Source organism: Streptomyces davaonensis JCM 4913 (genome assembly GCF_000349325.1).
Lineage (GTDB): Bacteria > Actinomycetota > Actinomycetes > Streptomycetales > Streptomycetaceae > Streptomyces > Streptomyces davaonensis.
In genome coordinates, this window is the sequence record NC_020504.1 from 7,209,279 (window position 1) to 7,224,941 (window position 15,663).

Sequence of the window (15,663 nt, forward strand, 5' to 3'; positions counted from 1 at the left end):
ACGGAACACCGACGGCGCCTGCCCCTTGTCCCCGACCGGACGATTCGGCAGGCGCCGTCAAACTTTCACCGAGCCCTCAGCCCCTCGAACCTCACCGTGGCGTCCTCGGTGTACGCCCCCACCTTCCCCTCCGGGTAAGGGCGTTCGGAGTCGGTGAACTCCACCAGCCGGTCCCCGTCCACCGTGACGGTGACCGAGGCCCCGTCCTGCTCCACCCGCACCCCGTACCAGTCACCCACCTCGTACGTCTCGTGCCCGGTGGCCAGGAACCGCTGCCCGCCCGGGTAGGCGGGATCCCGCTTGCCCAGCTCCCAGCCGTTGGGCTTGAGGGTGATGTAGTAGAAGTGCTCCGGATCGGTGTACGCCCACACCAGCCACGGCACCTCCCAGGGATTGGGGTCGGGCTCCCGCAGTTGCTCGACCGTGCGCATCCGGGCCTCGAAGCGGACGTCGGTGTACGACGCCGTACTCACCACGAGCCCCGCATGCGTGGTCCCCGGGTCCTGCGCGGGCATCGGCGACAGGGTCAGCGAGTCGTCGTCGCCCGAGTTGGTGCCGTGGCCGTTGAACACCGACTCCCAGCGGCCGTGCACGGAACCGTCCGCCCAGGGGGACACCGGGGTTGACGGTTCGTCAGAACCGCACTGGCTCAAGGCGAGGGCCAGCACTCCGGCGAGCGTCACCGCCACCAGGACGCCACGCAGGAGTGAGCGAGTCATGCGGTCGAGTATGGCCCACCGAACCCGCGTCAGACCGTCGCGTCGAGCGGCACATCCGCGGCGAAGTCCTCGGCCAGCTGGGCCAGTACGCGGTCCGCGGCCCGGCCGTCGCCGAACGGATTGCCCGCGCCCGCCATCCGTCGGTACAACGCCGGATCGTCCAGCAGCTCCCCGGCGGCCTGCACGATGACCTCCGGATCGGTGCCGATCAGCCGGGCCGCGCCCGCCTCCACCGCCTCCGGGCGCTCGGTCGTGGTCCGCAGCACCAGGGCCGGCTTGCCGAGGCTCGGCGCCTCCTCCTGGATGCCGCCGGAGTCGGTGAGCACCAGGTCGCACTCGGCGAGCGTGGCCGCGAAGTCCAGATAGTCCAGCGGCTCGACCAGCGAAATGCCGTCGTGGCCGTCGAGTTCGGGCAGCAGCGCCTCCCGCACCGCCGGGCTCAGGTGCAGCGGCAGCACGATCTCCACGTCCCCGCGCCCGGCCAGCCGGCGCAGCGCCCGGCCCATCCCGCGCATCCGCTCGCCCTGGTTCTCCCGCCGGTGCAAGGTGACCAGGATCCGCTTGGCCGGGGTGCGGAACGCGGAGGCGCCGGTGCCCTCGGCCAGCACCCACAGCAGGTTGTCGATGACGGTGTTGCCGGTGACGAACACCTGCTCCTTCGGCACGCCCTCGTCGGTCAGATGCCGGGCCGCGCGCGGGGTCGGGGCGAAGTGCCAGCGCGCGATACGGCCGATCAGGCTGCGGTTGAGCTCCTCCGGGAACGGGTTGTCGATGACGCCGGTGCGCAGTCCGGCCTCGACATGGGCGACCGGGACCTTCTCGTAGAACGCGGCGAGCGCCCCGGCCAGCGCGGTCGTGGTGTCCCCCTGCACCACGACCAGGTCCGGTCGTTGGAGCCGCAGCACCTCACCGAGCTCGGCGACCAGCCGGGCGGTCAGGTCGGAGAGCTGCTGGCGGCTGCGCATCACATCGAGCGCGATCCGGCTGGAGACGCCGAGCAGGCCGAGCATCTGGTGCAGCATCTCGCGGTGCTGGCCGGTGGTGACGACCACCGGTTCGAAGTGCGTGCCGACGGCCATGGAGCGGGCCACCGGCGCCAGTTTGATGGCTTCGGGCCGGGTGCCGAGCACCAGCATGGCGCGTACGGGCACGGCTGATGGAGATGTGGACATGGCAAGCCCCCCTTGGGCGCGCGCGGTCGCAGGGCGCCGCGCGTAAGGGTGAAAGGAGAGACGAGAGTTGAGCCGATGACAGATGAGAGATCAGGTGCGCGCGGTCTTCAGCCAGGTCCGCTTGCCGGTGAGCATCCGCCAGAAGCCCCACCAGCCGGCGGCGAACCAGATGTAGCCGTAGAAGACGAAGACATGGGCGAGCAGCACCGAGCGCACCAGGCCGAGATCCCGCTCACGCCGCGCGTACACGAATCCGTAGGCGTAGGCGGCCGTGAACGAGAGCAGATACGGGCCGAGCAGCCACATGGGCGACACCAGCGGCTGTCCCTGCTGCACCGAGGCCACGGTGGTGGCGCCCAGGGCGACGAGGAAGGACAGCGGGAGCAGTGAGGTGAGCAGGATCAGCACCGGGCTGGACAGGTGGTAGAGCAGATCCAGCGCCGGACGGGTCGGCACGTCCCGCAGGATGAGCGGGACGAGACCGGCCGACTGAAGATGTCCCTGGAACCAGCGTGAGCGCTGCCGGATCAGCCGCCGCAGGCTGAGCACGGCCTGCTGGGAGACCGAGGCGGTGGTGCAGTGCTGGTTGGTCCAGCCCTTGGCGATCAGCCGGACGCCGAGGTCGAGGTCCTCGGTGAGACTGTCGCTCCACGGGCCGTCCCCGCCCAGCGTGTCGAGCGCGGACAGCCGCATGAACTGTCCGTTGCCGCCCATGCCGACGCTGCCGATGAAGCGGCGCGCGCTCTGGAACACATCGCCGTAGACGACGAACTCCATGTCCTGCATCCGGGCGAGCAGCCCCTGACGGCGGTTGTACATACGGACGCAGACCTGAACCGCGCCCGTACGAGGGTCGTCGAAGCAGGGGTCCACCGACTGCACGACATGCGGGTCGAGGCGGCCGTCGGCGTCCACCACGCACAGGACGATGTCGTCGGGATCGTGTCCGGCGAGCAGCCCTGACTCCCTGAGGTGGCGCACTCCGTCGTTGAGTGCGGCGCCTTTGCCCCGGCGTGCGTTCGGCAGTGTGCGCCGGTGCAGCCGGACCCGGTCGGGGTCGGCGGCCAGCGCGATCTCGGAGGTGCGGTCGTCCGAGCCGTCGTCGATGACCAGCGCCAGGAAATTCCCGGCGGGCAGTGAGGTGATACGCGCCAGGCTTTCGGAAAGCACGCGCTCTTCGTTCAGACAGGCGATCAGGAATACATAGAACCGTTCTCTCCGCTCGGTGCGGGTGCGGCGAATTCTGCGGCGGGAGAGAAGGAAAAGACTCGTGTTGTAACAGCCGGCCAGCACGATCAGGCTGATGGCGGCCCACAGCAGCACATCAATGATCATGGTCGCTCCCGGCGCTGACCTGCGCTTTTCTGGTCTGTCTGCGCAGCCGCGTCCGGGCTATGAGGATGAGACAGGCGGTCAGGCAGTAGAGCAGGAATCCGGCCCCTGCCGTTGCCTGTAGTGCTTTGGCCAATGGCAGTCCGGGTATCGCTTCCGGCGCAGCCATGGCCCCTGCCAGGGGCAACATTGCCCCCAGCGCGGGTCGTCCATACATTGTCCCCCCACATTTCGCAGCGCGTCCCCATCGCGCGAAGGTGAACGTAGCAGACCGTCGGGCCGACCCAGAAGAGTGTTTGTAAAAAGAGCTGGGCCCATTGACACCCTTCTTGATCGCCAAGAACAATCGGTGACTTCTTGCCGGAAAAACTCTTTGCCAAAAGCTTGGCAAAGTGGGGGGAATGATCGTGAGACCACTCAACCGGCCTCGGAGACGGGGATTTCCGAGGCTTTCCCTGGTCCTGTTACTCGTCGCCGCGCTGTTCAGCGGTACTTTCCTGGCCGCCGGCGCGCAGGCGGCCGGCGGACCGGACCGCGAGCACGGCGAATCGCACGGAACCCGGACCGGACTCAACCGAGTAGACCTCAAGGGCTGGGCGAAGGCCCAGCTCAAGGCAGACAAGGCGCGCCACGACCGGGCACGCGCCGAGACCACCGCGGCCGTCACCCCGGCGACCGCCACCGCGACCACCACCGCATCCGCACTCGCCTCCGCCGTGAGCCGCCAGGCGGAGCTGATCTCCCCGGCCGACATCGGCCCCGCCGCCGAGCCGACCACCCTCGTCCTGTACGACACCGCGGGCCCCTACGGGCACCTCGGCGAGCTGTACGCCATGGCCACGGCCAACCTGGCGGGCCACTTCGGCAGCGTGACCACCAAGCCGGTCTCGCAGTACACCGCCGGCCTGGTCGAGTCGTACACGGCCACGATCTACATCGGGTCGACCTACTACTGCTGCGACGTCCCGGACGCGGTCCCGGCCGCCTTCTACCAGGACGCGCTCACCACCACCAAGCCCCTGACCTGGATGGGCGCCAACATCTGGAACATGGCGAACGCCGTGGGCGTCGCCCAGTTCACCCAGAAGTACGGCTGGGACCCGACGACGTCGTACTACGAGGACGGCGGCTCCGTCGGCACCGTCACGCAGGTGACGTACAAGGGCCAGACGCTCACCCGGAAGATCCCGGCCGGGCAGGACGGCGGGGTGCTGCGCCCCAACGTCCTTACTGGTGGCGGATATCCGCAGGTCACCCGGGTCGCCGAGGGCCTGGACTCGTCCAATGGGCACACCTTCGGCTGGGCGGTCCGCTCGTCCAACCTCACCTACATCGGTGAGATCCCCTTCTCCTACGTCTCCGAGAGCGACCGGGTCATCGTCTTCGAGGACGTCCTCTTCGACGCCCTCGCCCCGGCCACCGCCGAACGGCACCGGGCGGTCGTACGGCTCGAGGACATCAGCCCCAACTCCGAACCGTCCGAACTGCGGGCCATCGCGGACTACTTGTACGCGCAGCGGATTCCGTACGGCATCAACGTGATCCCCGTCTACACCGACCCGAACGGCACCTACAACAACGGCGTCCCGGAGACGGTCGAGCTGACCGACCGGCCCCAGCTGGTGAACACGCTGAAGTACATGCTGGCCAGGGGCGCGGTACTGATGAACCACGGCTACACCCATCAGTACGGCAACGCCGCCAACCCCTACAACGGCGTCAGCGGCGACGACTTCGAGTTCTACCGGGCCCATGTGGACGCCGCGAACAGCGTGATCTACGACGGACCGGTGGCCGAGGACTCCGCCGCCTGGGCGCAGGGCCGGGTCGACAGCGCGCTCGCCGAGTTCGCCGCGGCCGGGCTGCCCCGTCCGCAACTGTGGACCACCCCGCACTACGCGGGTTCGGCCACCGACTACCAGGTCTTCAGTTCGAACTATTCCGCCCGGCTCGAACGGTCGCTGTATTTCGCCGGAACCCTCAGTGGGGTCCCGTCGGATCCGAACCGATTCATCGGGCAGTTCTTCCCGTATGTGGTGCGTGATGTGTACGGGACGAAGGTGATTCCCGAAAACATCGGGAATTACGAGCCGGAGGAATACAACAACCATCCACCACGCCTGCCGGCCGATCTGATCGCCTCGGCCAAGGCCAATCTCGCGGTACGGGACGGCTTCGCCAGCTTCTTCTATCACCCGTACTTCCCGGTCCAGCCGTTGCGGGAGACGGTGCAGGGCATCAAGGCCCTCGGCTACACCTTCGTCAGCCCCGCGAGCCTGTGAGGCGCAAGTGAGGGGGAGGACCGCCGCCGTAGTGGCGGCGGTCCTCCTCGCCGTAGGGGGCTGTGGACCCGAGCGCGTGGAGGAACCCGTGATCCGGGGCATCACCCTGCCCTCCTGGTACCGCACCGACTACGACAGCCCCGCCGCCGACCGCTATCTGCGGGACATCAGGGCAACCGGCGCGGACTGGGTCACCTTCACCCCGACCTGGTACCAGAAGCGCCGGGGCGACTCGGTGATCCGGCGCACCGAGGAGACGGCGAGCGACGCAGGACTGAGGCGGATCGTGCGAAGGGCGCACGCACACGGCCTGAAGGTGATGATCAAGCCCCACGTCGACCTGCCCGGCGACGCCGACCGAGCCGAGATCCGCCCCCGCGACCGCACCGCCTGGTTCACCTCGTACCGACGCTTCATCACCCACTACGCCAACCTCGCCGCGGCGACCGGCACCGAGCAGTTCGCCGTGGGCACCGAACTGGCGGGCGTCTCCGCCGACCGAGCCGCCTGGACCGAGATCATCACGACGATCCGCGACCGCTACGACGGCACACTCACCTACGCGGCCAACTACGACGAGTACCGCCGAGTCGCCTTCTGGCACGAGCTGGACCTGATCGGCATCGACGCGTACTGGCCGCTGTCCGACCGCCCCACGCACTCCGGCGAGCGGCTCCGCAAAGCCTGGGAGCCGATCAGCGACCGCCTCGCCAGGTACTCCCGCGAGCAGGGCCGCCGCATCCTGTTCACCGAGGCGGGTTACGTCAGCCAGCGCGGGACGACGACGGCACCGTACGACTGGACGGTCAGCACCCACCCCGACAGCACCGAACAGGCCGCCGCCTACCGGGCGCTGCTGGACACCTTCACCGGCCGCCGCTGGTGGGCCGGCGTCCACTGGTGGATGTGGGACGACTGGCCGGACAGCGGCGAGACCCCGGCGAGGCTGGCATACACGCCGCATGGCAAGCCGGCGGAGAAGGTGTTGAGGCAGAGGTGGGGTGCCGATCAGGAAACCTGATACGGCTCCCCGTACATCCGCCAGCTCAGCGGTGTGTTCAGCGACAGGTTCCCGTCGTACAGCCACTCCCGCTGGGCCGTGGAGACCCGACTCGTGTCCGCCGTCGACTTCTTCCGCTTCATCGCCTGCTCACGAAGATCGAGGAAGATGTCGAGATACGCCTTCTCCGAACCGCCCCGAGACGGCAACCGAGCCTCGTGCAGGGCCCGTTCACGCAAGCCGTAGAACCCGTTCGCACTCGGATCGGGACCGTGCAGAACCATCGCGTCGTAGTAGACGAACTGCCCCAGCGTGCCAAGACCGTCGAGCTTGGCGAGCCGCACCGCGGGGTTGAAGTAGACCTCGTCCCGCTCCTCGTCCTGCGCCGCACGGAACGCGGGCTTCTTCGCCTCCGCCTTCCAGGCCGCGGGGAAACCGGGATCGAGCCCCTCGTGCGAATCCGTGCCGTCGACCTTGCGCAGCGCGGGCAGATACCGGGCCAGGCCATTGTCCGGGTGGGTCTCGGTGTACCGCTCGACCAGGTCGAGCAGGTCATGGGTGCCGGTGCAGAAACCGATCGCGCCCGCCGTATAGCCGCAGCCGTCGCCGTTGTCCTCGACACTGCCGTAGCCCAGGCGCCAGTTCAGGCTGGAGAACTCGGCCGTGGCCGTGATCTTGAGGGCCAGCTCCTTCTTCGCGGGGTCGGCGAGCCCCGGCGGCAGGCTCGCGATCGTCTTCTCGTCCTCGGCGCGCTCGGTCTCGGCCCGCTCCTTGGCCTCCTCGCGGGCCAGCTGGGCGGCCGAGACGGGCGGAGCCGCGGGGCTCTCCGCGGAGTCGGTGGGCATCAGGAAGTAGGCCCCCGCCGTGAGGACGACGGGCGCGAGCGCGAAGGCCAGGATTCCGGTTCGTCTCACTTGAGCCCCCCGACCCGCGCCGCCGCCACGATCAGCAGCACCGCAAGGACGGCCACCCCGACCGCCGCCTGGATCAGCGCCCGGCGCGGACCCCGCGGCACATAGGCGTACGCCACCGCCAGCGCCCCGCCGGTCAGCAGCCCGCCCAGATGCCCCTGCCAGGAGGTCAGTCCCGCGGAGAGCAGCAGCCACAGCAGCAGGAAGCCCATGAACCGGTTGACGCCCCGCATGTCGGCGCCGATCCGCCGGGCCACCACGTAATACGCGGCGCCGAGGCCGAAGATCGCGCCGGACGCGCCCAGCGAGGCCGCACCGGGGTCGTCCAGCAGCAGCGCGAAGACCGAGCCGCCGAGCGCCGAGAGCAGGTACAGCGCGAGATAGCGGGACCGGCCGAGCATCGGCTCCACGGCCCGGCCGAGCGTCCACAGCGAGAACATGTTCATCACGACGTGCAGCAGACCGAACGTGCCCTCGGTCGGCTCCAGGTGCAGGAACGCGCTGGTGATCAGCCGCTCCCACTCCCCGGCGACCAGCCCCTCGGCCTCGAAACCGGCCGGGACGGGCGACTGGTACACGTATGAGAGGCCGTCCGGACCCACCATCCCCGCCGGGAGCATCGAGAACCGCTCCACGATCGACGGCCGCACCACCTCCGCCAGATACGCCAGCACGTTCAGCGCGATCAGGGCGTACGTCACCACCGGCGTGCGCGAGATCCGCCCGCCGACGACCGTGCGCGCCTGGCGCACCGACTTCGCGCCCTCCCGTACGCACTCCACGCACTGGTGGCCCACGGCCGCCTCGCGCATACAGTCCGGGCAGATGACGCGCTCGCAGCGGGTGCAGCGGACGTACGACTCCACCTTGGGATGGCGGTAACAGGTCGTGACGGCGGACTCGGGTTCCACGCCGGCTCCTCGAAGAACGTGCGGATGGTCGGTGAGCCGGTGGGGACGGCGATGAGCAAAATGCGGCGGCGAACAAAATAACCAACAGCTGTGGATGCCGGGAGGGGCGGGTCGAGTGTGACGTAATCTCGGCATCCAGTCGATCGACTCCAGGGGGATCCGAATGGCGGCCATCAGTCTGCGCAAGGTGGAGGAGACCGCGCCCGCGCTGGTCAGCCTGTACAAGACCGCCGGGGTGTCGCTCACCAAACACGGCATGGACGGGCTGCGGGCCGCGGTCTACCTGGTGATCGACTACTCCGGCTCGATGAAGCCGTACTACAAGGACGGCAGTGTGCAGGCGCTCGCCGACCGGGTGCTCGGGCTGTCCGCGCATCTCGACGACGACGGCCGGGTGCCGGTGGTGTTCTTCTCCACCGACGTGGACGCCGAGACCGACATCGGCCTCGCCGATCACCAGGGGCGGATCGAGCGGATCGTGGCCGGGCTCGGGCACATGGGCAAGACCAGCTACCACCTCGCCATGGACGCCGTCATCGACCACTACCTCGACAGCGGCTCCCGGGAGCCCGCCCTGGTGGTCTTCCAGACCGACGGCGGCCCGATCAACAAGCTCGCCGCCGAGCGGTATCTGTGCAAGGCGGCCCGGCTGCCGCTGTTCTGGCAGTTCATCGGCTTCGGGGACCCGTCCAGCAAGCAGTTCGACTATCTGCGCAAGCTGGACGAGCTGTCCGTGCCCGACAAGCGGTGCGTCGACAACGCCGGCTTCTTCCACGCCGGGCAGGACCCGCGCAAGGTCTCCGACGCCGAGCTGTACGACCGCCTGGTGGCCGAGTTCCCCAAGTGGCTGGTGGCGGCGCGGGCGCAGGGGATCGTCCCGCCGCGCGACTGAACAGCCGCTCACTCGCCTGCGCCGACCTGTGGCCTGGCGGTGACCGCCGTGCCACCCTGAGTGAGATCCGACGGGGAGGCGACGACGTATGGACGGCGCACGATCGGTGGAGGCGGCGGCGGGGTCCGTCCGCTCCCGCAGGGAGGCTCCCGGCAAGGGCGAGAAGCTGGCCGACTGGGCCGACGGGCGGTTCGGGATCTACACGCTGGCCAAGGCCAACATGCGCAAGCTCTTCCCGGACCACCCGTCCTTCCTGCTGGGCGAGATCGCCCTGTACAGCTTCATCGTCCTGATCCTCACCGGCGTCTGGCTCACCCTGTTCTTCGAGCCGAGCGGCGTCGAGGTCGTCTACAACGGCTCCTACCAGCCCCTCAACGGCGTGATCATGACCAGGGCCTACGAGTCCACACTCGACATCAGCTTCGACGTCCGCGGCGGGCTGCTGATCCGGCAGATCCACCACTGGGCGGCGGTGGTCTTCGTCGCCGGCATGTTCGTGCACATGATGCGGGTGTTCTTCACCGGCGCGTTCCGCAAGCCGCGCGAGCTCAACTGGGTGTTCGGCTGGACGCTGCTGATGCTCGCCATCATCACCGGCCTGACCGGTTACTCACTCCCCGACGACCTGCTGTCCGGCACCGGCGTGCGCTTCGCGCAGGGCGCGATCCTGTCCGTCCCGGTCGTCGGCACGTATCTGTCGTTCTTCCTGTTCGGCGGGGAGTTCCCGGGCCATGACATCATTTCGAGGTTCTTCCCGATCCACGTCCTGCTGCTGCCGGGGATCATGCTGGGCCTGGTCGTCGCCCATCTGACGCTGGTCTTCTACCACAAGCACACGCAGTATCCGGGGCCCGGCAGGAACAACAAGTCGGTGGTCGGCATGCCGTTCCTGCCGGTCTACATGGCCAAGGCGGGCGGCTTCTTCTTCCTCGTGTTCGGTGTGCTGACCATCATGGGCGGCATCGCCAGCATCAACCCCGTGTGGGCCTTCGGGCCGTATCGCCCGGACCTGGTGACCACGGGTGCGCAACCCGACTGGTATCTGGGCTTCTCCGAGGGGCTCATCCGGGTGATGCCGGGATGGGAGATCAACGCCTGGGGCCACACGCTGGCGCTGGGCGTGTTCATCCCCTTCTCGCTCTTCCCGCTGATCCTGCTCGCCCTCGGGGTGTATCCCTTCATCGAGGCGTGGGTCACCGGCGACAAGCGCGAGCATCACATCCTGGACCGGCCACGCAACGCACCCGTGCGCACCGCCCTCGGCGTGGCCTGGCTCAGCCTGTACGTCGTGCTGCTGATCGGCGGCGGCAACGACATCGTGGCCACCCATCTGCACCTGTCCATCAACGACATCACGTGGTTCGTGCGGATCGCCGCGTTCGTGGTGCCGGTGCTCGCGTTCTTCGTCACCAACCGGATCTGTCTCGGCCTCCAGCGCCGCGACCGGAACAAGGTGCTGCACGGCAGGGAGACGGGCACCGTCAAACGGCTGCCGGACGGCGAGTTCATCGAGGTCCACGAACCCATCACGCAGATGGAGCTGTTCACCCTCACTCAGCATGAGCAGAACCCGCCCTACGAGATCGGCCCGGTGGTCGACGCGGGCGGTGTGCGGCGCCGGGTGAAGCACTCCGAGCGGCTGCGGGCCTGGCTGGCCCGAGCCATGTTCGGGCCCGACACGCAGATCCCGAAGCCGACGGCCGAGGAGTACCGGGAGCTCACCAGCGGCGATCGCCACCACTGAGCACGGCGGCCCGGCACTCCCATGGGCCGCCCCAAGCGGTGCGCAGGGCCCGGGCCTTGGTCAGCCACAGGGAGAGATCGCACTCCGCCGTGTACCCGATCGCGCCGTGCAGTTGGAGCGCGGTGCGAGCGGTGGTGCACGCCGCCTCACAGGCCGTGAGCTTGGCGGCGGCGAGGTCGGCGGGGGCGAGCGTGAGCGCGGCGCCGAGGACGAGCGGGCGGGCGAACTCCAGGGCGATCTTTGCGTCGGCCAGCCGGTGCTTGACGGCTTGGAACGAGCCTATGGGAGCGCCGAACTGGGTGCGGTGCTTGACGTGAGTGACGGTCTTGTCGAGCAGGGTGACGCCCACGCCGAGAGCTTGTGCCGCGGTGGTGAGCCGGGCCAGCGCGAGGGCCCGCTCGGTGGGCGGGGCCGTGGTGAGGAGTTCGCCCTTCTCCAGGGCGGTGAGGCGGCGGGCGGGGTCGAGGGACGCGCGCACCGGGCCGTGTCCGGGGGAGCGGAACAGGCCCTCGGGGGTGAGGACGAGGCGGAGCTCGGCCGCGTCTCCGTCGAGGGCGTAGGGGCTGCCGTGGGCCACGGTCGCCATGCCGGACACGGTGATCCCGGACTCCGCGAGGAGGACGGCCGCCGTGACGGTCTCGACCAGCGGACCGGGGACGGCGCACCGGCCCAACTCGACGAAGGCAAGAGCGAGTTCGACGGGCAGCAGCCCGAATCCCCCGTACTTCTCCGGTACGGCAAGACCGAACACCCCGGCCTCGGCGATACGGCCCCACAGTGCGCGCCCGCGCGCATGCTCGCCCCGGCTCCACTCCCGGACGATCGCCGGGGTGTCCGCGGAGCCGAGCATCGCGTCCAGGGAGGAGACGAACGCCCGCTGTTCGGCGTCGGGCAGGAAGCGCATCACCGGCGTCCCTTCGGCAGGCCCAGCAGCCGTTCGGCGATGATGTCCCGCTGGATCTCGTTCGTCCCCGCGTAGATCGGCCCCGCGAGGGAGAAGACATACCGCTCGGCCCACTCGGTGTCCGCCAACTCGCCCTCCTCGCCGAGGAGATCGAGCGCCGTCTCGTGCAGCGCGATGTCGTACTCCGACCAGAAGACCTTGTTCAGGCTGGACTCGGGGCCGATCCGCTCGCCGTCCAGGAAGCGGGAGGCGGCGGCGAAGGTGAACAGCTGGTACGCGCGGGCGCCGATCAGGGCGTCCGCGACCCGGTCCCGCGCCGACGCGGGGCCGCCCTTGGCCCGCCACAGCTCGGCCAGCCGGTCCGCCGCGGCCAGGAAGCGGCCCGGGGAGCGCAGCGTCAGACCGCGTTCGTTGCCCGCCGTGGACATCGCGATCCGCCAGCCCTGCCCCGGCTCGCCGATCACGTCCTCGTCCGGGACGAACACCTCGTCCAGGAACAGCTCGGCGAAGGCCGGTTTACCGTCCAGGCGGCGGATCGGGCGGACCGTGACACCGGGTGCGCGCAGGTCGAACATCAGGTAGGTCAGGCCCTGATGGGGCTTGGCCGCATCCTGGTCGCTGCGGAACAGGCCGAAGGCGCGGTCCGCGAAGGCGGCCCGCGAGGACCACGTCTTCTGCCCGGACAGCAGCCAGCCGCCCTCCGCGCGGGTGGCCCGCGACCGCAGCGACGCGAGGTCGGAGCCCGCCTCGGGCTCCGACCACGCCTGCGCCCACACCACCTCGCCGCGCGCCATCGGCGGCAGCACCCGGGCCCGCTGCTCCGGCGTACCGAAGTCGAACAGGGTCGGCGCGAGCAACTGGATGCCGTTCTGGCTCACCCGGCCCGGCGCGCCCGCCGTGTAGTACTCCTCCTCGAACAGCAGCCACTGCACCAGCGAGGCGCCCCGGCCGCCGTACTCCGCCGGCCAGCTGACCACCGACCAGCGGTCCGCGGCCAGTTCGGCCTCCCACGCGCGATGCGCCGTAAAGCCCTCCTCGGTCTCCAGGGACGGCAGCGGTTCGGCGGGCACATGCGCGCGCAGCCAGGCGCGGGCCTCGGCGCGCAGCGCCGTCTCGTCCTCGGTGAACGTCAGATCCATCGGCCGCCGCTCCTTCCCTAACAAGTGTTTGGTAGGTTAGCGTGCCCCTATGACAGGCGTCGAGAGCCCGGCCCACGTCCCCGGGCACGGGCTGCTGAAGGGCCGTACCGCCGTCGTCACGGCGGCCGCGGGCGCGGGCATCGGCGGGGCCACCGCGCGCCGCTTCCTGGAGGAGGGCGCCCGCGTACTGATCAGCGACGCGCACACCCGGCGCCTGAAGGAGCACGAGGCCGAACTGGGCCGGGAGTTCCCGGGCGCCGTGACGGCCGCGCCCTGCGACGTCACCGACGAGGCCCAGGTGACCGCCCTGTTCGACACGGCCGTGAGGGAACACGGCCGACTCGACGTCGTCGTCAACAACGCCGGGCTCGGCGGGACTTCGGCGCTGGTCGACATGACCGACGAGCAGTGGTCGAGGGTGCTGGACGTGACGCTGAACGGCACCTTCCGGTGCACCCGGGCTGCTCTGCGCCGGATGCGGGAGAGCGGCGGGGGATCGAGCGGGGTGATCGTGAACAACGCGTCCGTCCTGGGGTGGCGGGCGCAGGCAGGGCAGGCGCACTACGCCGCCGCGAAGGCGGGCGTCATGGCGCTGACCCGGTGCGCCGCGATCGAGGCCGCCGAGTACGGCGTCCGCGTCAACGCCGTCGCCCCGAGCCTCGCCATGCACCCCCACCTCGTGAAGGTGACCTCGCCCGAACTCCTCGCGGAACTCACCGCGCGGGAGGCCTTCGGGCGGTACGCCGAGCCCTGGGAGGTGGCCAACGTGATCGTGTTCCTGGCGTCCGGCTACTCCTCGTACCTGACCGGAGAGGTCGTCTCCGTCAGCGGACAGCACCCGTAGGACGAGAATGGAACCGTGCCGACCAAGAAGAAGCCCCAGGTGACGGCCGCGCCCGCGCGCCGCCGCGAACTCCTCGACACCGCCGCCGAGGTCTTCGCCGAGCAGGGCTACAACGCCACCACCGTACGCAAGATCGCGGACCACGCGGGCATGCTCGCGGGCAGCCTCTACTACCACTTCGACTCCAAGGAATCGATGCTGGAGGAGATCCTGCGCACCTTCCTCGACGAGCTCTGGGACGGCTACGACACCGTCCTGGGCGCCGAGCTGGGGCCGCGGGAGACCCTCGAAGCGCTGGTCACCGAGTCGTTCCGGGAGATCGACCGGCACCGCGCCGCCGTCGCGATCTACCAGAAGGAGAGCAAGCAGCTGGTGGCGCAGGAGCGGTTCGCGTTCCTCGCCGAGTCCCAGCTGCGGTTCGAGAAGGCGTGGCTGTCCACGCTGGAGCGCGGTGTCGCGGACCGGGTCTTCCGGGCCGACCTCGACGTCCGGCTCACCTACCGGTTCGTGCGGGACACGGTGTGGGTCGCCGCGTCCTGGTACCGGCCCGGCGGACACCACAGCCCCGAGGAGATCGCCCGGCAGTACCTGTCGATGGTGCTGGACGGGATCGCCGTTCGCACATAACCCACTGTCGCCATTGGGGAGTTGTCATGGCCGAGGCCTACATCGTCGAAGCGGTCCGTACGCCCGTGGGGCGGCGCGGGGGAGGGCTCGGCCAGGCGCATCCGGCCGACCTCGGCGCGCATGTGCTGCGGGAGCTGGTGGCGCGGACCGGCGTCGACCCGGTGGCCGTCGAGGACGTCGTCTTCGGCTGCCTGGACGCCGTGGGGCCGCAGGCCGGGGACATCGCGCGGACCTGCTGGCTGGCGGCCGGACTGCCCGAGGAGGTGCCCGGGGTGACGGTCGACCGGCAGTGCGGATCCTCCCAGCAGGCCGTGCACTTCGCCGCGCAGGGCGTGCTCTCCGGCACCCAGGACCTGGTCGTGGCCGGCGGCGTGCAGAACATGTCGATGATCCCGATCGCCTTCGCCACCCGCCAGGCCGCCGAGCCGCTCGGACTGACCCAGGGCCCCTTCGCGGGCAGCGAGGGCTGGCGGGCGCGGTACGGCAACAAGCCGGTGAACCAGTTCGTCGGCGCCGAGATGATTGCCGCGAAGTGGGGCATCACCCGGCGCGACCAGGAGGAGTTCGCGCTGCGCTCCCATGAGCGGGCGGTCCGCGCGATCGACGACGGGCGCTTCGACCGGGAGGTGGTGCCTTACGGCTCCGTGGCCGTGGACGAGGGCCCGCGCCGGGACACCTCGCTGGAGAAGATGGCCGCCCTGAAGCCGGTCGTGGAGGGCGGCACCGTCACCGCGGCCTGCTCCTCGCAGGTGTCCGACGGTGCGGCGGCCATGCTGCTCGCCTCCGCGCGGGCGGTGCGCGAGCACGGGCTGACGCCCCGCGCGCGCGTGCACCACCTCTCGGTGCGCGGCGAGGACCCGATCCGGATGCTCACCGCGCCCATACCGGCCACCGCGCACGCCCTGAAGAAGACCGGCCTGTCCCTCGACGACATCGACCTCGTCGAGATCAACGAGGCCTTCGCGCCGGTCGTCCTGGCCTGGCTGAAGGAGACCGGCGCGAACCCCGACAGGGTCAACGTCAACGGCGGCGCCATCGCCCTCGGCCACCCCCTGGGCGCCACCGGCGTACGCCTGATGACGACCCTCCTGCACGAACTGGAGCGCACCGGCGGCCGGTTCGGACTCCAGACCATGTGCGAGGGCGGGGGACAGGCCAATGTGACGATCATCGAGCGGGTGTGAGG

At 69.8% G+C, this 15,663-nt stretch carries 14 protein-coding genes; 7 read left to right on the top strand and 7 right to left on the bottom strand.

The features are described from left to right. Positions 1-65: 65 nt before the first annotated feature. The 3 genes from BN159_RS31800 to BN159_RS31810 all read right to left on the bottom strand — a co-directional run bounded on the left by BN159_RS31800 (position 66) and on the right by BN159_RS31810 (position 3,226). Positions 66-719, bottom strand: coding sequence for a family 16 glycoside hydrolase (locus tag BN159_RS31800; RefSeq protein WP_015661134.1), 654 nt, complete (start codon positions 717-719; stop codon positions 66-68). Between the two features lie 29 nt (positions 720-748). Further along, the gene (gene wecB, locus BN159_RS31805) at positions 749-1,891 is read right to left on the bottom strand and encodes a non-hydrolyzing UDP-N-acetylglucosamine 2-epimerase (RefSeq protein ID WP_015661135.1); all 1,143 of its coding nucleotides are present in this window, start codon (positions 1,889-1,891) and stop codon (positions 749-751) included. 90 nt (positions 1,892-1,981) lie between these two features. Further along, complete coding sequence (locus BN159_RS31810; RefSeq protein ID WP_015661136.1) at positions 1,982-3,226, bottom strand: glycosyltransferase family 2 protein; 1,245 nt, start codon at positions 3,224-3,226, stop codon at positions 1,982-1,984. A gap of 398 nt (positions 3,227-3,624) precedes the next feature. On the opposite strand from BN159_RS31810, the gene BN159_RS31815 reads away from it, so the two are divergent. Together BN159_RS31815 and BN159_RS31820 are read left to right on the top strand one after the other, a co-directional pair. Then, a complete protein-coding gene (locus BN159_RS31815) occupies positions 3,625-5,505 on the top strand; it encodes a DUF2334 domain-containing protein (RefSeq protein ID WP_015661137.1) in 1,881 nt (626 codons plus the stop codon). Between the two features lie 7 nt (positions 5,506-5,512). Continuing rightward, the gene (locus BN159_RS31820) at positions 5,513-6,526 is read left to right on the top strand and encodes a glycoside hydrolase family 113 (protein WP_041820110.1); all 1,014 of its coding nucleotides are present in this window, start codon (positions 5,513-5,515) and stop codon (positions 6,524-6,526) included. Here the strand turns inward: BN159_RS31820 and BN159_RS31825 are convergent. Beyond that, positions 6,514-7,419, bottom strand: a complete 906-nt coding sequence (locus BN159_RS31825) for a chitosanase (RefSeq protein ID WP_015661139.1) — start codon at positions 7,417-7,419, stop codon at positions 6,514-6,516. The genes BN159_RS31820 and BN159_RS31825 overlap by 13 nt on opposite strands. Continuing rightward, positions 7,416-8,327, bottom strand: a complete 912-nt coding sequence (locus tag BN159_RS31830; RefSeq protein ID WP_015661140.1) for a rhomboid family intramembrane serine protease — start codon at positions 8,325-8,327, stop codon at positions 7,416-7,418. The genes BN159_RS31825 and BN159_RS31830 overlap by 4 nt, the downstream gene beginning before the upstream one ends. Before the next feature lie 163 nt (positions 8,328-8,490). Here BN159_RS31830 and BN159_RS31835 point away from each other — a divergent pair, with 163 nt between their 5' ends. Both BN159_RS31835 and qcrB read left to right on the top strand, forming a co-directional pair. Further along, positions 8,491-9,219 (top strand): vWA domain-containing protein, encoded by a 729-nt coding sequence (locus BN159_RS31835; RefSeq protein WP_015661141.1) that lies wholly within the window; start codon positions 8,491-8,493, stop codon positions 9,217-9,219. Positions 9,220-9,307: 88 nt separating this feature from the next. Continuing rightward, positions 9,308-10,963 carry a cytochrome bc1 complex cytochrome b subunit gene (gene qcrB / locus BN159_RS31840; RefSeq protein WP_015661142.1) on the top strand — a complete coding sequence of 552 codons (1,656 nt, stop codon included), beginning with the start codon at positions 9,308-9,310 and terminating at the stop codon, positions 10,961-10,963. Here the strand turns inward: qcrB and BN159_RS31845 are convergent. Both BN159_RS31845 and BN159_RS31850 read right to left on the bottom strand, forming a co-directional pair. Beyond that, positions 10,938-11,867, bottom strand: a complete 930-nt coding sequence (locus BN159_RS31845) for an acyl-CoA dehydrogenase family protein (RefSeq protein WP_015661143.1) — start codon at positions 11,865-11,867, stop codon at positions 10,938-10,940. The genes qcrB and BN159_RS31845 overlap by 26 nt on opposite strands. Continuing rightward, on the bottom strand, positions 11,867-13,006 hold the full coding sequence (locus tag BN159_RS31850) for an acyl-CoA dehydrogenase family protein (RefSeq protein ID WP_015661144.1): 1,140 nt from the start codon (positions 13,004-13,006) through the stop codon (positions 11,867-11,869). Before BN159_RS31850 ends, BN159_RS31845 begins: the two co-directional genes overlap by 1 nt. Before the next feature lie 49 nt (positions 13,007-13,055). Here BN159_RS31850 and BN159_RS31855 point away from each other — a divergent pair, with 49 nt between their 5' ends. From BN159_RS31855 to BN159_RS31865, 3 genes are read left to right on the top strand one after another with little or no spacing between them, the layout of a single operon-like run. Further along, positions 13,056-13,850 carry an SDR family oxidoreductase gene (locus BN159_RS31855; RefSeq protein ID WP_015661145.1) on the top strand — a complete coding sequence of 265 codons (795 nt, stop codon included), beginning with the start codon at positions 13,056-13,058 and terminating at the stop codon, positions 13,848-13,850. Between the two features lie 15 nt (positions 13,851-13,865). After that, the gene (locus BN159_RS31860; protein WP_015661146.1) at positions 13,866-14,477 is read left to right on the top strand and encodes a TetR/AcrR family transcriptional regulator; all 612 of its coding nucleotides are present in this window, start codon (positions 13,866-13,868) and stop codon (positions 14,475-14,477) included. Positions 14,478-14,503: 26 nt separating this feature from the next. After that, entirely contained in the window at positions 14,504-15,661 is a 1,158-nt protein-coding gene (locus tag BN159_RS31865) for an acetyl-CoA C-acetyltransferase (protein WP_015661147.1), read from the top strand. Positions 15,662-15,663: the final 2 nt, after the last annotated feature.

Excerpts from the sequence above, each read along its gene's own strand:
- BN159_RS31800 (WP_015661134.1), bottom strand. The coding sequence starts at position 719 with ATGACTCGCTCACTCCTGCGTGGCGTCCTGGTGGCGGTGACGCTCGCC.
- wecB (WP_015661135.1), bottom strand. The coding sequence starts at position 1,891 with ATGTCCACATCTCCATCAGCCGTGCCCGTACGCGCCATGCTGGTGCTC.
- BN159_RS31810 (WP_015661136.1), bottom strand. The coding sequence starts at position 3,226 with ATGATCATTGATGTGCTGCTGTGGGCCGCCATCAGCCTGATCGTGCTG.
- BN159_RS31815 (WP_015661137.1), top strand. The coding sequence starts at position 3,625 with ATGATCGTGAGACCACTCAACCGGCCTCGGAGACGGGGATTTCCGAGG.
- BN159_RS31835 (WP_015661141.1), top strand. The coding sequence starts at position 8,491 with ATGGCGGCCATCAGTCTGCGCAAGGTGGAGGAGACCGCGCCCGCGCTG.
- qcrB (WP_015661142.1), top strand. The coding sequence starts at position 9,308 with ATGGACGGCGCACGATCGGTGGAGGCGGCGGCGGGGTCCGTCCGCTCC.
- BN159_RS31845 (WP_015661143.1), bottom strand. The coding sequence starts at position 11,867 with ATGCGCTTCCTGCCCGACGCCGAACAGCGGGCGTTCGTCTCCTCCCTG.
- BN159_RS31850 (WP_015661144.1), bottom strand. The coding sequence starts at position 13,006 with ATGGATCTGACGTTCACCGAGGACGAGACGGCGCTGCGCGCCGAGGCC.
- BN159_RS31855 (WP_015661145.1), top strand. The coding sequence starts at position 13,056 with ATGACAGGCGTCGAGAGCCCGGCCCACGTCCCCGGGCACGGGCTGCTG.
- BN159_RS31865 (WP_015661147.1), top strand. The coding sequence starts at position 14,504 with ATGGCCGAGGCCTACATCGTCGAAGCGGTCCGTACGCCCGTGGGGCGG.